Origin of the sequence: Streptomyces sp. NPDC050422 (assembly GCF_044458665.1) — a bacterium.
GTDB lineage: Bacteria > Actinomycetota > Actinomycetes > Streptomycetales > Streptomycetaceae > Streptomyces.
In genome coordinates, this window is the sequence record NZ_JBITIE010000004.1 from 280,097 (window position 1) to 296,540 (window position 16,444).

The window sequence follows — 16,444 nt, forward strand, 5'->3', positions numbered from 1 at the left end:
TGATACTCGGTGCATGAGATCAGGCATTACGTCGCGAGCGCGCCGGGCGCTGGGCGAGGACATCGGGATCAGGCGGGCCGGTGTGCGGGACACGAAGCGCCTGACCCGTCTGGTCCGGGCCTCTCGTGCCTACGAGGGGCCGTACGCACCCATGGTCGCCGGATACCGGGTGGGTCACGACTACGTGGAGACGCACAGGGTCTTCGCCGCCGTGGGGGAGACCACTGACCGGCTGCTCGGCTTCTACTCCCTGATTCTCGACCCGCCCGAGATCGATCTCATGTTCGTCGCCGACGATGTGCAGGGCGCGGGCATCGGGCGCCTGCTCATCGGGCACCTGAGGGACGAAGCGCGCGGGGCCGGACTGAGCGAGGTGCGCATCGTGTCGCACCCGCCGGCCGAGGGGTTCTACACGGGCGTGGGGGCCCGGCGGGCCGGCACGGTGAGGGCCGCCCCGCCCGCGGTGATGTGGGACCGTCCCGAACTTGTGCTGCCGGTCGGCTGAAAGAGCGGGGCGAGCCGGAGCCACGGCGTCAGCGGCCGGCAGACCGCTCACCGGACGCGCCCCGGCCCACCAGGAGGCTTACCGTGTGGGAGAAGAGGGGCACGGCATGTACACGCGCTGCGCGTATCCGGACGGAGGTCCATGGTGAGCCCACCCGACCCACCCGAGGAGCAGCGCGGCCGGGACCGCGGATGGGGGCGCCGGGAGACGCAGGAGGAACGGGCGGACCGCCGGTGGACCGATCTGCTCCAGGAACTGCGCGTCGCCCAGACCGGCGTACAGATCCTCTTCGGCTTCCTGCTCGCCGTCGTCTTCCAGCCACGCTTCGCGGATCTCTCCGACACGGACCGCACGATCTACGTGGTCACGGTGATGTTCGGCTCCGCCACGGCGGGTGCGCTCATCGGACCGGTGTCGTACCACCGTCTGCTCACCGGGCGGCGGCTGAAGCCCCAGACGGTCACATGGGCTTCACGCCTGACCGTCATCGGGCTGATCCTGCTGTTCTGCACGATGTGCTCGGCGCTTCTGCTGATTCTGCGGGTGGCGCTGCACAACGCACTCGCCCTCTGGCTCGTCGGCGGGATGGCGCTGTGGTTCCTGGTCTGCTGGTTCGTCTTCCCGGCCTGGGCGCTGGCCCGATCGCACGGCCGCCGCGAGGAGTGAGGGCACCCGGGGCCCGGGCGTCCGTCCCTAGCTCTTGGGAACGTCCGTGAGAGTGAACAGCCCGCCGTCCGGATCGATCAGCGTCGCCTCGCGACCCTCGGGCCGGGACAGTTCCTCCACCAGTGATCCGCCGTGTTCCTGCGCGGCCACGACAGCGCCCGCGACGTCGTCCACCGGGAAGTTGACCTGCCAGTGCGGGCGGACCAGTGGGTCGGGGGCCGCCTCGACCGCCCCCGAGCTGATCCGGGCCAGTTGGCGCCCGCCGCACTGCACGATCACCTCGTCCTTGGCGTACGCGACCTCGCAGGAGCCGGGGCGGCCGCTCGCCCAGTCCAGGACCTCGCCGTAGAAGATCGCGGCGTCGAAGGCGTTGCGTGTGCGCAGTCGCAACCAGGCGTGCGAATGGCCGTCCGGGGCGGGTGGTGACGTCGCGGGCGCGGTCCGCTCCCAGATGCCGAACCCCGCGCCGTCCCGGTCGGCGGCCAGTGCGCCGCGCCCCTTGCCCAGCGCCAGCGGGCCGACCGCCACGGTGCCGCTGCGCTCCCGGATCCGGGCAGCGGTCACATCGGCGTCCTGGACGGCGAAGTAGGGCGTCCAGGCCACCGCGACGCTGAAGGTGGTCGCCACTGCGCCGATCCCGGCGACGGGTACGTCACCGCGCCGGGCGACCGAGAACTCCTGGCCGAGTTTGCCCGGCCGGAACGTCCAGCCCATCACCGGGCCGTAGAACTCCTGGGCGGACTCGAGATCCCGGGTCATCAGATTGACCCAGCACGGCGCCGCCGGCCCGGTCAGCGGTGCGGGCGCGGATGCCGTACCAGAGGTGCTTCCGGTCATGGTCCTACTGCCTTCATGGGGGAGCGGCAGGTGTTGCCGGTGGCCCTTGGGGCCTTCACCAGCCTCACCGCGGGCGGCCGCTCCCGCAACACGCGGTGCTCAGTCGCGCCGCTCGTCGTCGTCCCGGTGGATGGTCTCGCTGCCGTGCTCACCGAGCTCGTACGGCGAAAGTCCCCGGCCGTCGGCGGGGAAGTCGTCGTCCGCGTGGACGTCGCGCTCCTCGACGTGGGTGCGGTGGTCCGGCGCCACGGGCTGCTCCTCGGGCCGGGGCGGCGGCAGTTCCTGGGCACGCCGCCGCCTCCCGAGCCAGACCGCGCCGATCAGCACAGCCACCAGGACCACGCCGACAACGCCCAGCACGGCGCCGGTCGCGCCCCGTCCGTCCGCGAGGGTGAGGGCCAGGGAATTCAGGGCTCCATCCGTTACGTCCATGCTTGCCGGATACCCCGGGGCAGGGATGTCACTCGGCTCTTCCGTCGAATTCATGTTTTAAGTGGATATCACCGCAGAAAATGTTTGGAATGGCGTGAGGCATGCGCCTCCGGGTACCCGCTGGGCATTCCGGGCCGCCCGTGTCGCAGGCGTCCGCCCGTGGGGCGAGCCTGGAAGTGACCCCTTGGGAAGGAACCGCGGTGAACAGCACACAGGAAAAGCAGCCCTCCGAGGAAAACCGGGACGGCCGTGAGGTGTCGGTCGTCGTCAGCGGGTGCGGGAAAGAGGACGCGCGCACGGTCTTCGACGTGCTGCGGGCCGCCTTCGCCACCGACCGGGCCTCGGTGGACGTACCGCAGGACGTCACAGGCAAGCGGCCCACGGCATGGGTGGTGACCGTCGATGTCAGTGAGGCCCGGGTGGTGTCCGGGCCGGTGCGGCTCGCCGAGTCCGTCACCGCCGACGTGCAGGGCGGCTACTGGGCGGTCGACCGGCTCCGCCAGAGCCTGGCGGGCGCCTTCGCCGTACGGGTCGTGGGCACCGTGTCCGGTGACCAGGAGGAGGAGGTCCGGCTGCGGCTGGAGAACAAGTAGGCCGAACGCCCCGCCGGTCCGGGCTCATGGCGCGGAGCCGACGCCCGGCTGGTAGAAAGCAGACGAAACGACCTCTCTCGAAAGGCGCCGTCACGTGGACCCGACCAGCCGGGGGAGGGGCGGCGAGGCGGAGGGGCGGGCGACCGGCCACCTTTCCGCCCTCACCCTGAACATCAACGGAACCGAGCGCGCACTGACGCTCGACCACCGCACCACGGTCCTGGACGCACTGCGCCTGCACCTGGGCCTGACCGGGGCGAAGAAGGGCTGCGACCACGGCCAGTGCGGCGCCTGCACCGTGCTCGTCGACGGCCGGCGCGCCAACAGCTGTCTGCTACTCGCTGTCGCCCATGACGGCGCCCGGATCACCACGATCGAGGGCCTGGCCGACGGGGACCGGCTGCATCCGCTCCAGGAAGCCTTCCTGGAGCGCGACGCGCTCCAGTGCGGCTACTGCACGCCGGGGCAGATCTGCTCCGGCGTCGGCGTTCTGGGCGAGGCCGAGGACGGGTTCCCGTCCCACGCGACCGCGACCGCGACCGCGAGCACCGCACCCGTCACCGCGCCGGTGGCGCTCGACGCCGCCGAGATCCGGGAACGGATGAGCGGCAACCTGTGCCGGTGCGGCGCGTACCCCCGCATCGTCGAGGCGATCGGGGATGTCGCGTCGTGAAACCCTTCGCCTATCTGCGCGCGGCATCGGTCGCTGAAGCGGTCCGCGAAAGCGCCGCCCACTCCGGAGCCCGGTTCCTCGGGGGCGGCACCAATCTGGTCGACCTGATGAAGCTCGGCGTGGAGAGCCCCGGTCTGCTCATCGACGTCAGCCGGCTGCCCCTGGACCGGGTGACGGACACGGCCGACGGCGGACTGCGCATCGGGGCCACCGTCCGTAACAGCGATCTGGCCGCCCATCCCGCCGTGCGTACGCGCTATCCCGTGCTCTCCCAGGCGCTGCTGGCCGGAGCCTCCGGGCAACTGCGCAACACGGCCACCACCGGAGGCAATCTCCTCCAGCGCACTCGCTGCCCGTACTTCCAGGACACGTCGAAGCCCTGCAACAAGCGGGAACCCGGCAGCGGCTGCCCGGCCCGCGAGGGTGTCCACCGCGATCTCGCCGTCATCGGTCACTCCTCCGCGTGCGTCGCCACCCACCCGTCGGACATGGCCGTGGCACTCGCCGCTCTCGACGCCGCGGTCCTGCTGCACGGACCGGACGGCGAACGGACCGTGGCCGTGACCGACTTCCACCGGCTGCCCGGGGACGACCCGAGCGCGGACACCGTGATCCGGCCGCACGAACTGATCACCGAGGTGGTCCTGCCGCCGCTCCCCGAGGGCACGGTCTCCCTCTACCGCAAAGCCCGCGACCGCGCCTCGTTCGCGTTCGCCCTGGCCTCCGTGGCGGCCGTCCTGCGGGTATGCGAAGGGCGGATCGAGCACGCCGCGCTGGCGTTCGGCGGGCTCGCCCACCGGCCGTGGCGCGCCCGCACCGCCGAGGAGGCACTGCGCGGCGCACCCGCCGGCGACACCGCGTACGTGAGCGCGGTGGACGCCGAGCTCGCCGCGGCCCGGCCACTGCGGGACAACGCGTTCAAGGTGGCTCTGGCCCGCCACCTGGCCGTCGACGCCCTGGCCGCACTCGCTGCCCGCCCCTGAAGATCCCGCCCTGAACACGTCCGCCACACGTCCGCCCCCGAGGGCCCCCGCCCCTGACAACCCCCGCCCCCGAACAGCCGAGGATTCCCGCCATGAGCAACGCCCCCCAGCCGCTCGGCGCCCCCGTCGTCCGCCGCGAGGGCCGGGACAAGGTGACCGGCGCCGCGCGCTACGCCGCCGAGCTCAACCTGCCCGGCTGCCTGTACGCCTGGCCCGTGCCCGCCACCGTGCCCCACGGCCGGGTCACCGCGATCCGGACCGCCGACGCCCTCTGCCTCCCCGGTGTCCGCGCCGTCCTCACCCACGAGAACGCGCCACGGATCAAGGAGCCGGACGACCCGATCCTCGCCGTCCTGCAGAACGACCGCGTGCCGCACCGGGGCTGGCAGATCGCCGTGGTCGTGGCCGACACCCTCGAAGGCGCGCGGGCGGGCGCCGAGGCGCTGTACATCACCTACGAGACCGCCACGCACGACGTCGTCCTCACCGCGGACCATGGCGGGCTCTACACCCCGGAGACCGCCAACGGCGGGTATCCGGCCGTGCGTGAACGCGGCGACTTCGACAGTGCCTTCGCGGCCGCACCCGTACAGGTCGACACCACGTACACGATAGGACCGCTGCACAACCACCCCATGGAGCCGCACTCCACGACCGCCCACTGGTCGCCGGAAGGGCGCCTCACCGTGTACGACTCCAGCCAGGGCGCCACCAAGGTGCGTGACAGCCTCGCCACCGTGTTCGGACTCCGGCCGGACCAGGTCAACGTCATCTCCCGGCACGTCGGCGGTGGGTTCGGAAGCAAGGGCACGCCGCGCCCCCAGGTCGTACTCGCCGCCATGGCCGCGCACCACACGGGACACCCCGTCGAGCTCGCCATGCCCCGGCGCCACATGGCCGCCGTCGTCGGCCACCGGGCGCCCACCGTGCAGCGCGTCCGGCTCGGTGCGGAAAGGGACGGCGCCCTCACCTCGGTGGCCCACGAGGTCATCACCCACACCTCCACCGTCAAGGAGTTCGTGGAACAGGCCGCCGTACCCGCCCGCGTGATGTATGGATCCGCGCACAGCCGGACCGTCCACCGGGTCACCGCGCTCGATGTCCCGAGCCCGTCGTGGATGCGCGCCCCGGGCGAGGCGTCCGGTATGTACGCCCTCGAATCAGCCGTCGACGAACTCGCCACGGCTCTCGGGCTCGACCCCGTCGAACTGCGGCTGCGCAACGATCCGGCCGCCGAGCCGGACTCCGGCAAGCCCTTCAGCAGCCGCAACCTGGCCGCCTGCCTCCGGGACGGCGCGGCACGCTTCGGCTGGAGCGACCGCGACCCGCGCCCGGGAGCCCGCCGGGAGGGCTCCCTGCTGCTCGGCACGGGCGTCGCCGCCGCCACGTACCCCGTCTACGCCAGTGCCTCCCACGCCTCGGCGCACGCGGCCCCCGACGGCTCCTACCGGATCGCCGTCAACGCCACCGACATCGGCACCGGTGCCCGGACCGTCCTGGCCCAGATCGCCGCACGCGTGCTGGAGACGCCGGTGGAGAACGTGACGGTCGACATCGGGGACAGCGACCTGCCGGACGCCCCGCTGGCCGGCGGCTCCTCGGGCACCGCCTCCTGGGGCTGGTCCGTGCACAAGGCGGCCACCGCCCTCGTGGCGCGGCTCGGCGAGTCCTCCGGGCAGCCGCCCGCCGCCGGAGTGACCGTCACCGCGGACACGAGCGAGGAGACGGCCGCGGAGTCCCCGTACGCGCGTCACGCGTTCGGGGCCCACTTCGCGGAGGTCGCGGTCGACTCCCGGACCGGTGAGGTCCGGGTACGCCGGATGCTCGGAGTCTTCGCCGCCGGACACATCCTCAACTCCCGCACCGCGCGATCCCAGTTCATCGGCGGCATGACCATGGGGCTCGGCATGGCCCTGACCGAGGGCAGCACCCTCGACCCGGCCTTCGGCGACTTCACCGAGAGCGACCTCGCCTCCTACCACGTGCCGGCCTGCGCCGACGCGACCGGCCTGGAGGCGTACTGGATCGACGAGGACGACCCGCACCTCAATCCCATGGGCAGCAAGGGCATCGGTGAGATCGGCATCGTCGGCGCGGCTGCCGCGATCGGCAACGCCGTCCATCACGCCACCGGTGTCCGGATGCGGACCCTTCCGCTCACCCCGGACCGGCTGCTCGCTGCTCTGTACTGAGGCCGGCGCGAGATCACGCCGGACGCATATGCGCCGGTCACCGGGGGTGCGCGGCCGGATGTGTTGCGCAACCGGCCCTGCGGCCTCACCCTGAGGAGTGACCCAGAAGTGACATCTGCTCACTGTTCGTATTCGGGGGTCGTTGGTTCAACGGGGCGAAGCATGTGGGCCTCGATGTGAGGAGCCTCGACGATGACCGTTCCACTCGACCGGCACTATGTGGTCGAACTACAGGTTTCGGCAGAGCGTGTGTCCCAGCTGCGACGGATAGTCGCCGCACACCTCCGCCACTGGAGTCTCGAACTCCACGTCCGGCCCGTGTGCCGCGCCGTGGAGGAACTGCTGACCAACGTCCACCGGCACGTCGGTGACGACAACCAGTGCGTCGTCGAACTCCGCTGGTCCGGACGGCACCTCACGGTCTCCGTCGCCGACAACGGTTCCGACATGCCGCGGCTGCTCCACGAGGGCGGCGGCCTCAGCCGGGTCATGGCCCTCAGCGACAGCTGGGGCACCTGCCGGACCACCGAGGGCAAGGTCGTCTGGTTCACCCGCTACGCGCAGGAGCCGCAGCACATCGAACTGGTGCCGCTGCCGCCGCTGCCCGGCGTCCGCGAGTTCCGCCGCCCGCCGGCCGTGGTCACGGACTTCCCCATGGCCGATCCGGTCCGGACCGACGCCCCCGCCCTCGTCTGAGGCGCGCAGCACGGAGCGGCCCCACGCCCCCGTCCCCACCCCCTGCCCCCTTCCGGCGCGGATCGCATGCCTCACGCATGCATGGTCCGCGCCGGTCGGGTATGCGGATGGCGGCGGCCCGCGTTGCGCCGCCGCCTGCGGCGCGGCACGGTCGAAGTACCGAGGCAAGGAGGCCACAGCCATGCCCATCGCGACGGTCAACCCCGCGAACGGCGAGACCCTCAGAACGTTCGACGCACTGGGGCCGGACGAGATCGAGCGGCGGCTCGCCGCGGCGGACGCCGCCTTCCGGGAGTACCGCACCACCGGATTCGGCGAGCGCTCCCGGCTGCTGAACCGGGCCGCCGACCTCCTCGACGAGGACCAGCAGGACATCGCCCGCACCATGACCCTGGAGATGGGCAAACCGATCAAGGCGTCCCGGGCCGAGGCCGCGAAGTGCGCGAAGGCCATGCGCTGGTACGCGGCCCATGCCGAGGAGCTCCTCGGCGACGAGCACCCCGCGCCCGCCGACGTCGAGGACTCCGGTGCGTCCCGCGCCTACGTCCACTACCGGCCGCTGGGCACCGTGCTCGCCGTGATGCCGTGGAACTTCCCCCTCTGGCAGGTGGTCCGGTTCGCGGCGCCCGCGCTCATGGCCGGGAACACCGGTCTGCTGAAGCACGCCTCGAACGTGCCGCAGACCGCGCTGTACCTGGGCGACCTGTTCCACCGGGCCGGCTTCCCGGCCGGCTGCTTCCAGACGCTGCTGGTGGGCTCCGGAGCCGTCGAGGCGATCCTGCGCGACCGCCGGGTGGCGGCGGCCACCCTGACCGGCAGCGAACCGGCCGGCCGCGCCGTCGCGGCCGTCGCCGGCGACGAGGTCAAGCACACCGTCCTGGAACTCGGCGGCAGCGACCCCTACCTGGTCCTGCCCTCGGCCGACGTCGCCAAGGCGGCCCGCACCGCCGTCACCGCCCGCGTCCAGAACAACGGGCAGTCCTGCATCGCCGCCAAGAGGTTCATCGTGCACACGGAGGTGTACGAGGAGTTCGCCGAACGCTTCACCGTGGGCATGCGCGACCTGACCGTCGGCGACCCGCTGGAGGAGTCCACCGACATCGGACCGCTCGCCAGTGAACAGGGGCGCACCGACCTGGAGGAGCTCGTCGACGACGCCGTGCGCCACGGAGCGACCGCCCTGTGCGGCGGCGGTCGGCCCGAGGGTCTGACCGGCGGACTGGAGCGGGGCTGGTTCTACGCCCCGACCGTCCTCACCGGCATCACGCCCGCCATGCGCATCCATCGCGAGGAGACCTTCGGCCCCGTCGCCACCCTCTACCGGGCCGAAAGCCTCGACGAGGCCCTGGAAGTGGCCAACGACACGCCCTTCGGTCTCAGTTCCAACGTCTGGACCCGTGACGCCGACGAGAGCCGCCGCTGTATCCGGGACCTGGAGGCGGGCGGCGTGTTCTTCAACGGCATGACGGCCTCGCACCCCGCACTGCCGTTCGGCGGGGTGAAGCGCTCCGGATACGGACGTGAGCTCGCCGGTCACGGCATCCGCGAGTTCTCCAACGCCACCACCGTCTGGTACGGCCCCAGGTAACCGGAACCACCGCACACGCCGCAGAGAGACCGGCCCACCGCACACGCCCGCTGAGAGGTGACCATGAGCGACGCCCCGCCTTCCTCATCGACGACCGGCCCGACCGACGAGGAGATCGCCGCGCTCGATGCGCACTGGCGGGCCGCCAACTACCTGGCCGTCGGCCAGATCTACCTGATGGGCAATCCGCTGCTGAGCCGGCCGCTCGTCCCCGAGGACATCAAGCCCAGACTCCTCGGCCACTGGGGCACCTCACCGGGGCTCAACCTCGTGTACACCCATCTCAACCGTGTGATCGCCTCGCGCCGCCTCGACGCGCTGTGCGTCTGGGGCCCCGGGCACGGCGGTCCCGCCGTCCTCGCCAACTCCTGGCTGGAGGGCAGCTACTCGCAGACGTACCCCGACGTCAGCAGGGACGAGGCGGGCATGGGGCTGCTGTTCAAGCAGTTCTCCTTCCCCGGCGGCGTACCCAGTCACGTCGCACCGGAGACCCCCGGCTCCATCCACGAGGGCGGCGAGCTGGGGTACGCCCTCGCGCACGCCTACGGCGCCGCACTCGACCACCCGGACCTGCTGGTCACCTGTGTCATCGGCGACGGTGAGGCGGAGACCGGGCCGCTCGCCGGTTCCTGGCACGCCAACAAGTTCCTCGATCCCGTCCACGACGGGGCGGTCCTTCCGGTCCTCCACCTCAACGGCTACAAGATCGCCAACCCGACCGTGCTCGCCCGCCTCCCCGAGGCCGAGCTCGATTCCCTGCTGCGCGGCTACGGACACGAACCGCTGTACGTGGCGGGGGACGATCCCCTCACCGTGCACCGGGCGATGGCTGCTGCCATGGACCGGGCCGTCGACCGCATCCGGGAGCTCCAGGACGCCGCCAGGGCCGGCGGCGAGACCGGGCGCCCGCGGTGGCCGATGATCGTGCTGCGTACGCCGAAGGGCTGGACCGGACCCGCCGAGGTCGACGGACTGCCCGTCGAAGGCACCTGGCGGGCCCACCAGGTCCCGCTGCCCGGGGTCCGCGACAACCCCGAGCACCTGCGGCAGCTGGAGGGATGGCTGCGCTCCTACCGGCCCGAGGAACTCTTCGACGCCGAGGGACGGCCCACGGAACAGGTCCTCGCCTGCGTGCCCGAGGGCACGGCGCGCCTCGGCGCCACCCCGTACGCCAACGGCGGTCTGCTCCTGCGGGACCTGCCGGTGCCGGACCTCGACGCGCACGCCGTCCAGGTGGACAGGCCCGGGACCGTCCTCCACGAACCGACCCGGATCCTCGGCGGCCTGCTGGAGGCCGTCATGGCGGCCACCGCCGACCGGCGGGACTTCCGCGTCGTCGGCCCCGACGAGACGGCGTCCAACCGCCTCGACGCCCTCTACGAGGCCACCGGCAAGGCATGGCAGGCCGGCACGCTCCCGACCGACGAGCACCTCGCCCGCGACGGCCGCGTCATGGAGGTTCTCTCCGAGCACCTGTGCCAGGGCTGGCTGGAGGGCTATCTGCTCACCGGCCGGCACGGACTCTTCTCCTGCTACGAGGCGTTCGCCCACATCGTCGACTCGATGGTGAACCAGCACATCAAGTGGCTGCGGACCTCGCGCCGGCTGCCCTGGCGGCGCCCCATCGCCTCCCTCAACTACCTGCTCACCTCGCACGTCTGGCGCCAGGACCACAACGGCTTCTCGCACCAGGACCCGGGGTTCGTCGACCACATCCTGAACAAGAGCCCCGAGGTCGTACGCGTCTATCTGCCCCCGGACGCGAACACCCTGCTCTCCGTGGCCGACCACGCGCTGCGCAGCCGGGACTACGTGAACGTGATCGTGGCGGGCAAGCAGCCGAGCTTCGACTGGCTCACCCTCGACCAGGCCCGTGCGCACTGTGCGCGCGGCGCGGGCGTCTGGGAGTGGGCGGGCACCGAGGACGGCACCCGCGAACCCGACGTCGTACTCGCCTGCGCCGGGGACGTACCCACGCTGGAGACCCTGGCTGCCGCCGGTCTGCTGCGGCAGTACCTGCCGGAGCTGTCCGTGCGGGTGGTGAACGTCGTCGACATGGCCCGGCTCATGCCCCATTCCGAGCATCCGCACGGGATGCCGGACTCCGAGTACGACGCCCTGTTCACCCGCGACAAGCCGGTGATCTTCGCCTACCACGGCTATCCCTGGCTGATCCACCGGCTGGCCTACCGCCGGACCGGACACGCCCAGTTGCACGTCAGGGGCTACAAGGAGGAGGGCACGACCACCACGCCCTTCGACATGGTGGTCCGCAACGACCTCGACCGCTACCGCCTCGTCATGGACGTCGTCGACCGCGTTCCCGGCCTGGGGGTCCGGGCGGTGGCGGTGCGCCAGGCGATGGCGGACACCCGGACCCGCCATCACGACTGGATCCGCGCACACGGCACGGACCTGCCGGAAGTGACCGACTGGACCTGGGAGGGGTGAGCGCTTCCCCTGCGCACGGCACAGCCCCGGACGGTCAACCGTCCGGGGCTGTGCCGCTGGCAGGGGCCGTGGCCGGAGCCCCGGCTCAGTAACGCAGCGCCGCCGCGATCCGTCCGTGCTCCTTGAGCGAGTCGTCCGCGACGAAGACGACATCGGCGCCACTGTCCAGTGCCGCCTCGACCAGCTCGTCGACGATGTCCTCACGGACGTTCACGTCCGCCGGGTCCGCGGCGTCGCCGCTCACCGGAACCAGGTGCTCCTGGTCGACCCGGACCGTCTGCTGGTGGTGCTCCTCCACAGCCACCAGGCCGGCGCGTCCCTCCCGTACGGCGGCCCACACCTCGTCGAGCCCGCCGGCGAAGGCGCGCCGCCCGCGGGCCTCGTCCAGCTTGCCGTCGATCTCCGCGGCGAACCGCTTCCGCCGGGCCTCCAGCGCGGGCCGCAGTTCGGTCAGCAGGTCGCTGGGCGAGGTCTCGGCGGGTGCGCCCTTGGTGACCCGGCCGACCGCCTCCTTGGCGACCTCGCCGACCTCGTCGAGCAGGGCCAGCGCCGGAGCGAGCCCGACCAGGTAGAGCGGGCGCGGATCGGTGGCCAGCACCCCGCGCAGCTTCTCGTCCACCGTGCGCAGGAACTGGCGGGTCTCCTCGTCGGTGAAGGTGCTCGGGGTGTCGCCGATCCGCTCCTCGCGCTGCGGGTTGGGCGCCTCGCGCGGAGCCGTCAGCGGGAAGCCGCCGATGTGCTCCTCGTGCGCCGTGTCGGACGTGCCGCTGAACAGGGCGGCGTGGTCCGCGGACACGGTGAGTGCCCAGAACGGCTGCGCTTTCGCCTTCGCCGCGACCAGGTTGCGGGTCAGATAGGTGTCGCTGAGCACCACTCGTTCGGGTGCGGTGCGTGGCAGCTGCCAGATCTGGTACTCGTCCGCCGTGGCGAGGACCACCAGCGCGTCCAGTGCGCGGCGCGGATCGATCTCGTCGACCGCGCGGTCGAGCTGCTGCTTGACCGCCGCGCGCGCCTCGCGGGTGACCTCGGGGTCGGCGTCGAGCCGGCTGCCCGCCTCGGACACCAGGTTGCGCAGCCGTACGGCGTCCTGGGCGTTGTCCGGTGCACGCCGGTGGGTCGGCATGGTCAGGGACAGGGCCGGATAGGGCTTGGCCGCGCGGAGCTCTTGCAGCAGACCGGCGGTCAGGGCGTCCGTATCCATCAGTTCCCTCCCGGGGGACTTGCGCGCACTGCCGTGCGGAGCGGGTGATTCGACGAGTCAATTCATACCTTTTGATCCTAATATGAGCGAGTTGGTCATCTCGGGTTCCGGAGGTAGCGCGATGTCCACCCTCACTGTGTGGAAGTTCCAGTCGGCCGAAGGCGCGGCATGACCCTCCGGGAGCCGGCCCCGCCACCGGCCCCTATCTCGTCGGCCCCCATCTCGTCGGGCGCCACTTTTCCTTCGCACTTCCGAGCAGACGGAGCGTCCGTGAACCAGACCAGCCCCGTGCGGCGTGCCCTCGGCCGCCGCGCAGCCCGCAGCCTGACCCCCGCCGTGCTCGCCGCGGTGATCGTCGCGGGCACCGCGGCCTGCGACAGCGACGACAGCTCGATGCAGGGCACGGCCAGAAGCACCCGTACGGTGTCCGCGGAGCCGGCCACCTCGGCTACGGCGACCGAGAGCCCGCGCACCCAGGAGGACTTCGCCGCCTCGGTCTCCGCCGATGTGGAACGCAGCCGGCAGAAGGCCGTGACGACACTCAAGGGCGTCGAGGGCAAGGGCAACGCCGTCGGCGACGTCTCCGTCAACGGCCTTCCGGTCGCGGCGTCGGAGCAGTTCCGCAGCGCCCTCGTACGGGTGACCAACCCCACCGACAAGGCGGCCTTCTACGCCGTGCGGGTGGAGTTCGTGGACGCGTCCGGAAAGGTCCTCGACTCCGTGGTGCTGGGCTTCCCCGACGCCCCGCCGAACCGGACGGTCAGTCAGCACGCCAACAGCCGCAAGGCCGCCGGCGTCAAGTCGTTCCCCCGGATCGCCCAGGCCGAGCGCGGCTGACGGCCGGAACCGCGTGAGCGTCGCCACCGGTGCCGTCACGGACGCACTGCGAGAACTGCACACCACGTACGCCGGGGTCGACGAGGGTGAACTCGCCGACTACATCCCCCAACTGGCCCTCGCCGACCCCGGCGCCTTCGGGCTGGCCCTGATCAGCATGGACGGTCACCGGTACAGCACGGGCGACGCCGACGTCCCGTTCACCCTCCAGTCCGTGTCGAAGCCGTTCGTCTACGCCCTGGCCCTGTCCCTCCTCGGCCTCGACGAGGTGTCCCGCTGGGTGAACGCCGAGCCCAGCGGGGAGGCGTTCAACGCCATCAGCCTCGAACGCGGCACCGGGCGCCCGGCCAACGCCATGGTCAACGCGGGCGCCATCGTCGCCACCGCACTCATCCCCGACACTCCCGTCGCACCGCGGTTCGGGCGCATCCTCGACTGCCTGAGCCGGTTCGCCGGCCGGAAGCTCGACGTCGACGAGGAGGTGTACGCCTCCGAGGCCGCCACCGGGGACCGCAATCGCGCCCTCGCCTACCTCGTCCGCAGCACGGGGCCCCTGCCCATGGACCCGGTGGCGGCGGTGGAGACGTACTTCCGGCAGTGTGCGGTACGGGTGACGGCCCTGGATCTCGCGGCGATGGCGGCGACCCTGGCGCACGGCGGCGTCAATCCGCTCACCGGAAACCGCGTGGTGGCCGAGCCCGTCGCCGCCCAGGTGCTCGCGGTGATGGCGACCTGCGGCATGTACGACGCCTCGGGCGACTGGCTGCTCAGAGTGGGGCTGCCGGCCAAGAGCGGGGTGTCCGGCGGAGTGATCGCCGCGGGGCCGGCCCGGTTCGGGCTGGCGACGTACAGCCCGCTGCTCGATCCGACCGGGACCTCCGTGCGGGGACACCTGGCGATCGGGACGCTCTCCGAGCGGCTCGGCCTGCATCTCATGTACAACCCGGCCCTGGCAGGCTCCACCGTCACCCTGGTCACCACCGCCGACGACCTGCCCGCCGTCCCGGCCGGGGAGCGTGAGCGCGCCCGCCGGGAGCGCGTGGCGGTCGCCGCCGCCCAGGGCGCCCTGGACTTCACCGCGGCGGAGCGGGTCCTGTACGCCCTGGACGAGGCGGGAACCGGGCGGACCGGCGCGACGGTACTCGACCTGGTGCGCGTGACGGGCATCGACACCGTGGCCCGGGCGATGCTGCGCAGCGGACTGGCCCGGCTGGCCGCCGACGGCCGGCGCACCGCCGTGGCCGACCCCGACGGCCGCCTCGGCGAGCCGGGCGAGGAGGCCGGGGCCGCGCGTTCCTTCGCTTCCCGCGAGGCGGCCGTCGCCTGGTGCACGGCGACGGCCGACGGCTGACGGTCCTGCGGGAACCAGCTCCCTCAGGTGTCCCGGAGAGGGCTGGTCACCAGATGGCTTCCACCCACTCGGGGTGGTCGACGAACGGGTTCCGGTTGTGCTGGAACTCGTCGAATATGACGTCGTTGCGCCGCTGTTCGAAGCTGTCCGGCGGGTCCTCCTCGCTCCACGCCTTCAGTACGGAGAGCCGGCCGATGTTCGGTGCGGAGCCGTTCGACACGCTGTCGTTGGGTTCGAGGTCGGCGAAGGAGTCGTCGCCCTCGTAGCGCACCGCCATATAGAGGATCATGCGGGCCACGTCGCCCTTGACCGCGTCGCGCGGCTCGAAGGAGTCGCCGTCGGTGTAGTTGCCGGGTGCGTCACCCAGTTCGGTGCCGCCGTTGTCGAAGTCCTTGTTGCCGCGGGTGGAGTTGACCGAGACGTCTTCCGGGCGCAGGTGGTGGATGTCGGTGCCCGGGCCCGTGGCGGTACCGAAGTCGCCGTGGGACTTGGCCCAGACGTGCTCGCGGTTCCACTGGCCGACGTTGCCGCCGTTGTCGCTCTTGGGCTCGGAGCGGCCGGTGTAGAGAAGGATCACGTTCGAGGAGTTGGCCGGATCCTCGTCGGTGGTCTTGAGCGCGTCCCAGACCTGGCTGTAGCTGAGCTTGGTCTGGTCGCTGATGATCGTGTGCAGGGCGCCCTTGAGCGCGGTGCCGGTCTTGCCGAGCGCGTCCTGGTAGTACGTGTCGTCCAGGGTGCCGAGCGGGGTGGCGGGCCGGGCCGTGGGCTGTGGGGTCGTGGCGGGTGCGGCGGCCGCGGTGCCGCCGAGCACCGCGAAGGCGGCGAGCGTGGCCAGCAGTGGGCGCCGGTGGAAGAGGTGACGACGGGACATGTGGGGTGTCCTCTCCGGAAATACGGGCACCGCGACGCCGCCACAGGGTGGGGGGCGGCTCCGCGGTGGTCGTGTTACTAGGTGGTCAGCGGGAGCCTTCCACACGCACCGTGACCGAGGTGTGAACGCTGCGTACCTATCATGTGCAGGTCAAGTGAGGGTCGGTGTCCGGCCGTCGCAGGCGCCCCCCGGGCATCGGATGCGCTCCTGTCGGCGGGGGGCGAGAATTGCCGCAAGGACGAGGAGGCGGCATGAGTGACGAGCCCGAATCCATATCCGTACGGGGCGTGACCCCCGACAGTCTTTTGCACACCGGTGCCAGCGACAATCCTTCGGCGGAGGACGTGGTGCTCGCCTCCGGGCGGGACCTGACACCCCGGAATCTCGAGTGGGCCGAGCGCAGGCTGGCCAGGGAGGGCAGGGCAGCCATCGAGAAGCAACTGCCGTAGTCATCCGCGGCCCGTGCGCCGGCCGTGGCCACCGGCATCGCCGGTGGCCACGGCCGGCCCGGCGGGGTGCGGGCACTCGTCGGCCGCCGGTTGTTCGGGCGTACGGCGCTGCTCGGTTA

The 16,444-nt window shown here is 71.9% G+C and carries 16 protein-coding genes; 12 read left to right on the forward strand and 4 right to left on the reverse strand.

The features are described from left to right. The first annotated feature begins 13 nt into the window (after positions 1 to 13). Both ACIBJG_RS07580 and ACIBJG_RS07585 read left to right on the forward strand, forming a co-directional pair. Complete coding sequence (locus ACIBJG_RS07580) at positions 14 to 505, forward strand: GNAT family N-acetyltransferase (RefSeq protein WP_399305105.1); 492 nt, start codon at positions 14 to 16, stop codon at positions 503 to 505. 141 nt (positions 506 to 646) lie between these two features. Further along, positions 647 to 1,171, forward strand: a complete 525-nt coding sequence (locus ACIBJG_RS07585; RefSeq protein WP_399305107.1) for a DUF6328 family protein — start codon at positions 647 to 649, stop codon at positions 1,169 to 1,171. A 27-nt stretch (positions 1,172 to 1,198) separates the two neighbouring features. Here ACIBJG_RS07585 and ACIBJG_RS07590 read toward each other — a convergent pair whose 3' ends face one another. Both ACIBJG_RS07590 and ACIBJG_RS07595 read right to left on the reverse strand, forming a co-directional pair. After that, positions 1,199 to 2,008 carry a VOC family protein gene (locus ACIBJG_RS07590; RefSeq protein ID WP_399305110.1) on the reverse strand — a complete coding sequence of 270 codons (810 nt, stop codon included), beginning with the start codon at positions 2,006 to 2,008 and terminating at the stop codon, positions 1,199 to 1,201. A 99-nt stretch (positions 2,009 to 2,107) separates the two neighbouring features. Then, positions 2,108 to 2,440, reverse strand: a complete 333-nt coding sequence (locus tag ACIBJG_RS07595; protein WP_399305113.1) for a DUF6479 family protein — start codon at positions 2,438 to 2,440, stop codon at positions 2,108 to 2,110. Positions 2,441 to 2,640: 200 nt separating this feature from the next. Between ACIBJG_RS07595 and ACIBJG_RS07600 the strand changes: the two genes are divergently transcribed. The 7 genes from ACIBJG_RS07600 (at position 2,641) to ACIBJG_RS07630 (ending at position 11,616) form a co-directional block, all read left to right on the forward strand. Further along, positions 2,641 to 3,033, forward strand: coding sequence for a hypothetical protein (locus ACIBJG_RS07600; protein ID WP_399305116.1), 393 nt, complete (start codon positions 2,641 to 2,643; stop codon positions 3,031 to 3,033). 94 nt (positions 3,034 to 3,127) lie between these two features. Continuing rightward, on the forward strand, positions 3,128 to 3,706 hold the full coding sequence (locus ACIBJG_RS07605; protein WP_399305118.1) for a 2Fe-2S iron-sulfur cluster-binding protein: 579 nt from the start codon (positions 3,128 to 3,130) through the stop codon (positions 3,704 to 3,706). Next, complete coding sequence (locus ACIBJG_RS07610; RefSeq protein ID WP_399305121.1) at positions 3,703 to 4,689, forward strand: FAD binding domain-containing protein; 987 nt, start codon at positions 3,703 to 3,705, stop codon at positions 4,687 to 4,689. The genes ACIBJG_RS07605 and ACIBJG_RS07610 overlap by 4 nt, the downstream gene beginning before the upstream one ends. Before the next feature lie 92 nt (positions 4,690 to 4,781). Next, entirely contained in the window at positions 4,782 to 6,881 is a 2,100-nt protein-coding gene (locus ACIBJG_RS07615; RefSeq protein WP_399305124.1) for a xanthine dehydrogenase family protein molybdopterin-binding subunit, read from the forward strand. Positions 6,882 to 7,073: 192 nt separating this feature from the next. Then, positions 7,074 to 7,577, forward strand: coding sequence for an ATP-binding protein (locus ACIBJG_RS07620; protein WP_399305127.1), 504 nt, complete (start codon positions 7,074 to 7,076; stop codon positions 7,575 to 7,577). 181 nt (positions 7,578 to 7,758) lie between these two features. Next, positions 7,759 to 9,165 carry an NADP-dependent succinic semialdehyde dehydrogenase gene (locus ACIBJG_RS07625; RefSeq protein ID WP_399305130.1) on the forward strand — a complete coding sequence of 469 codons (1,407 nt, stop codon included), beginning with the start codon at positions 7,759 to 7,761 and terminating at the stop codon, positions 9,163 to 9,165. Between the two features lie 63 nt (positions 9,166 to 9,228). After that, positions 9,229 to 11,616, forward strand: coding sequence for a phosphoketolase (locus ACIBJG_RS07630; protein ID WP_399305133.1), 2,388 nt, complete (start codon positions 9,229 to 9,231; stop codon positions 11,614 to 11,616). 85 nt (positions 11,617 to 11,701) lie between these two features. Here ACIBJG_RS07630 and ACIBJG_RS07635 read toward each other — a convergent pair whose 3' ends face one another. Continuing rightward, positions 11,702 to 12,817 (reverse strand): chemotaxis protein, encoded by a 1,116-nt coding sequence (locus ACIBJG_RS07635; protein WP_399305136.1) that lies wholly within the window; start codon positions 12,815 to 12,817, stop codon positions 11,702 to 11,704. A gap of 270 nt (positions 12,818 to 13,087) precedes the next feature. On the opposite strand from ACIBJG_RS07635, the gene ACIBJG_RS07640 reads away from it, so the two are divergent. Both ACIBJG_RS07640 and glsA read left to right on the forward strand, forming a co-directional pair. Continuing rightward, positions 13,088 to 13,654: a hypothetical protein gene (locus ACIBJG_RS07640; RefSeq protein WP_399305139.1), complete on the forward strand. Its 567-nt coding sequence runs from the start codon at positions 13,088 to 13,090 to the stop codon at positions 13,652 to 13,654. A 13-nt stretch (positions 13,655 to 13,667) separates the two neighbouring features. Next, complete coding sequence (glsA, locus tag ACIBJG_RS07645) at positions 13,668 to 15,005, forward strand: glutaminase A (protein ID WP_399305142.1); 1,338 nt, start codon at positions 13,668 to 13,670, stop codon at positions 15,003 to 15,005. Positions 15,006 to 15,051: 46 nt separating this feature from the next. Here the strand turns inward: glsA and ACIBJG_RS07650 are convergent, their stop codons facing one another. Then, a complete protein-coding gene (locus ACIBJG_RS07650) occupies positions 15,052 to 15,876 on the reverse strand; it encodes an endonuclease I family protein (RefSeq protein WP_399305145.1) in 825 nt (274 codons plus the stop codon). A 251-nt stretch (positions 15,877 to 16,127) separates the two neighbouring features. Between ACIBJG_RS07650 and ACIBJG_RS07655 the strand changes: the two genes are divergently transcribed. Next, positions 16,128 to 16,325: a hypothetical protein gene (locus tag ACIBJG_RS07655; RefSeq protein ID WP_362545683.1), complete on the forward strand. Its 198-nt coding sequence runs from the start codon at positions 16,128 to 16,130 to the stop codon at positions 16,323 to 16,325. Positions 16,326 to 16,444: the final 119 nt, after the last annotated feature.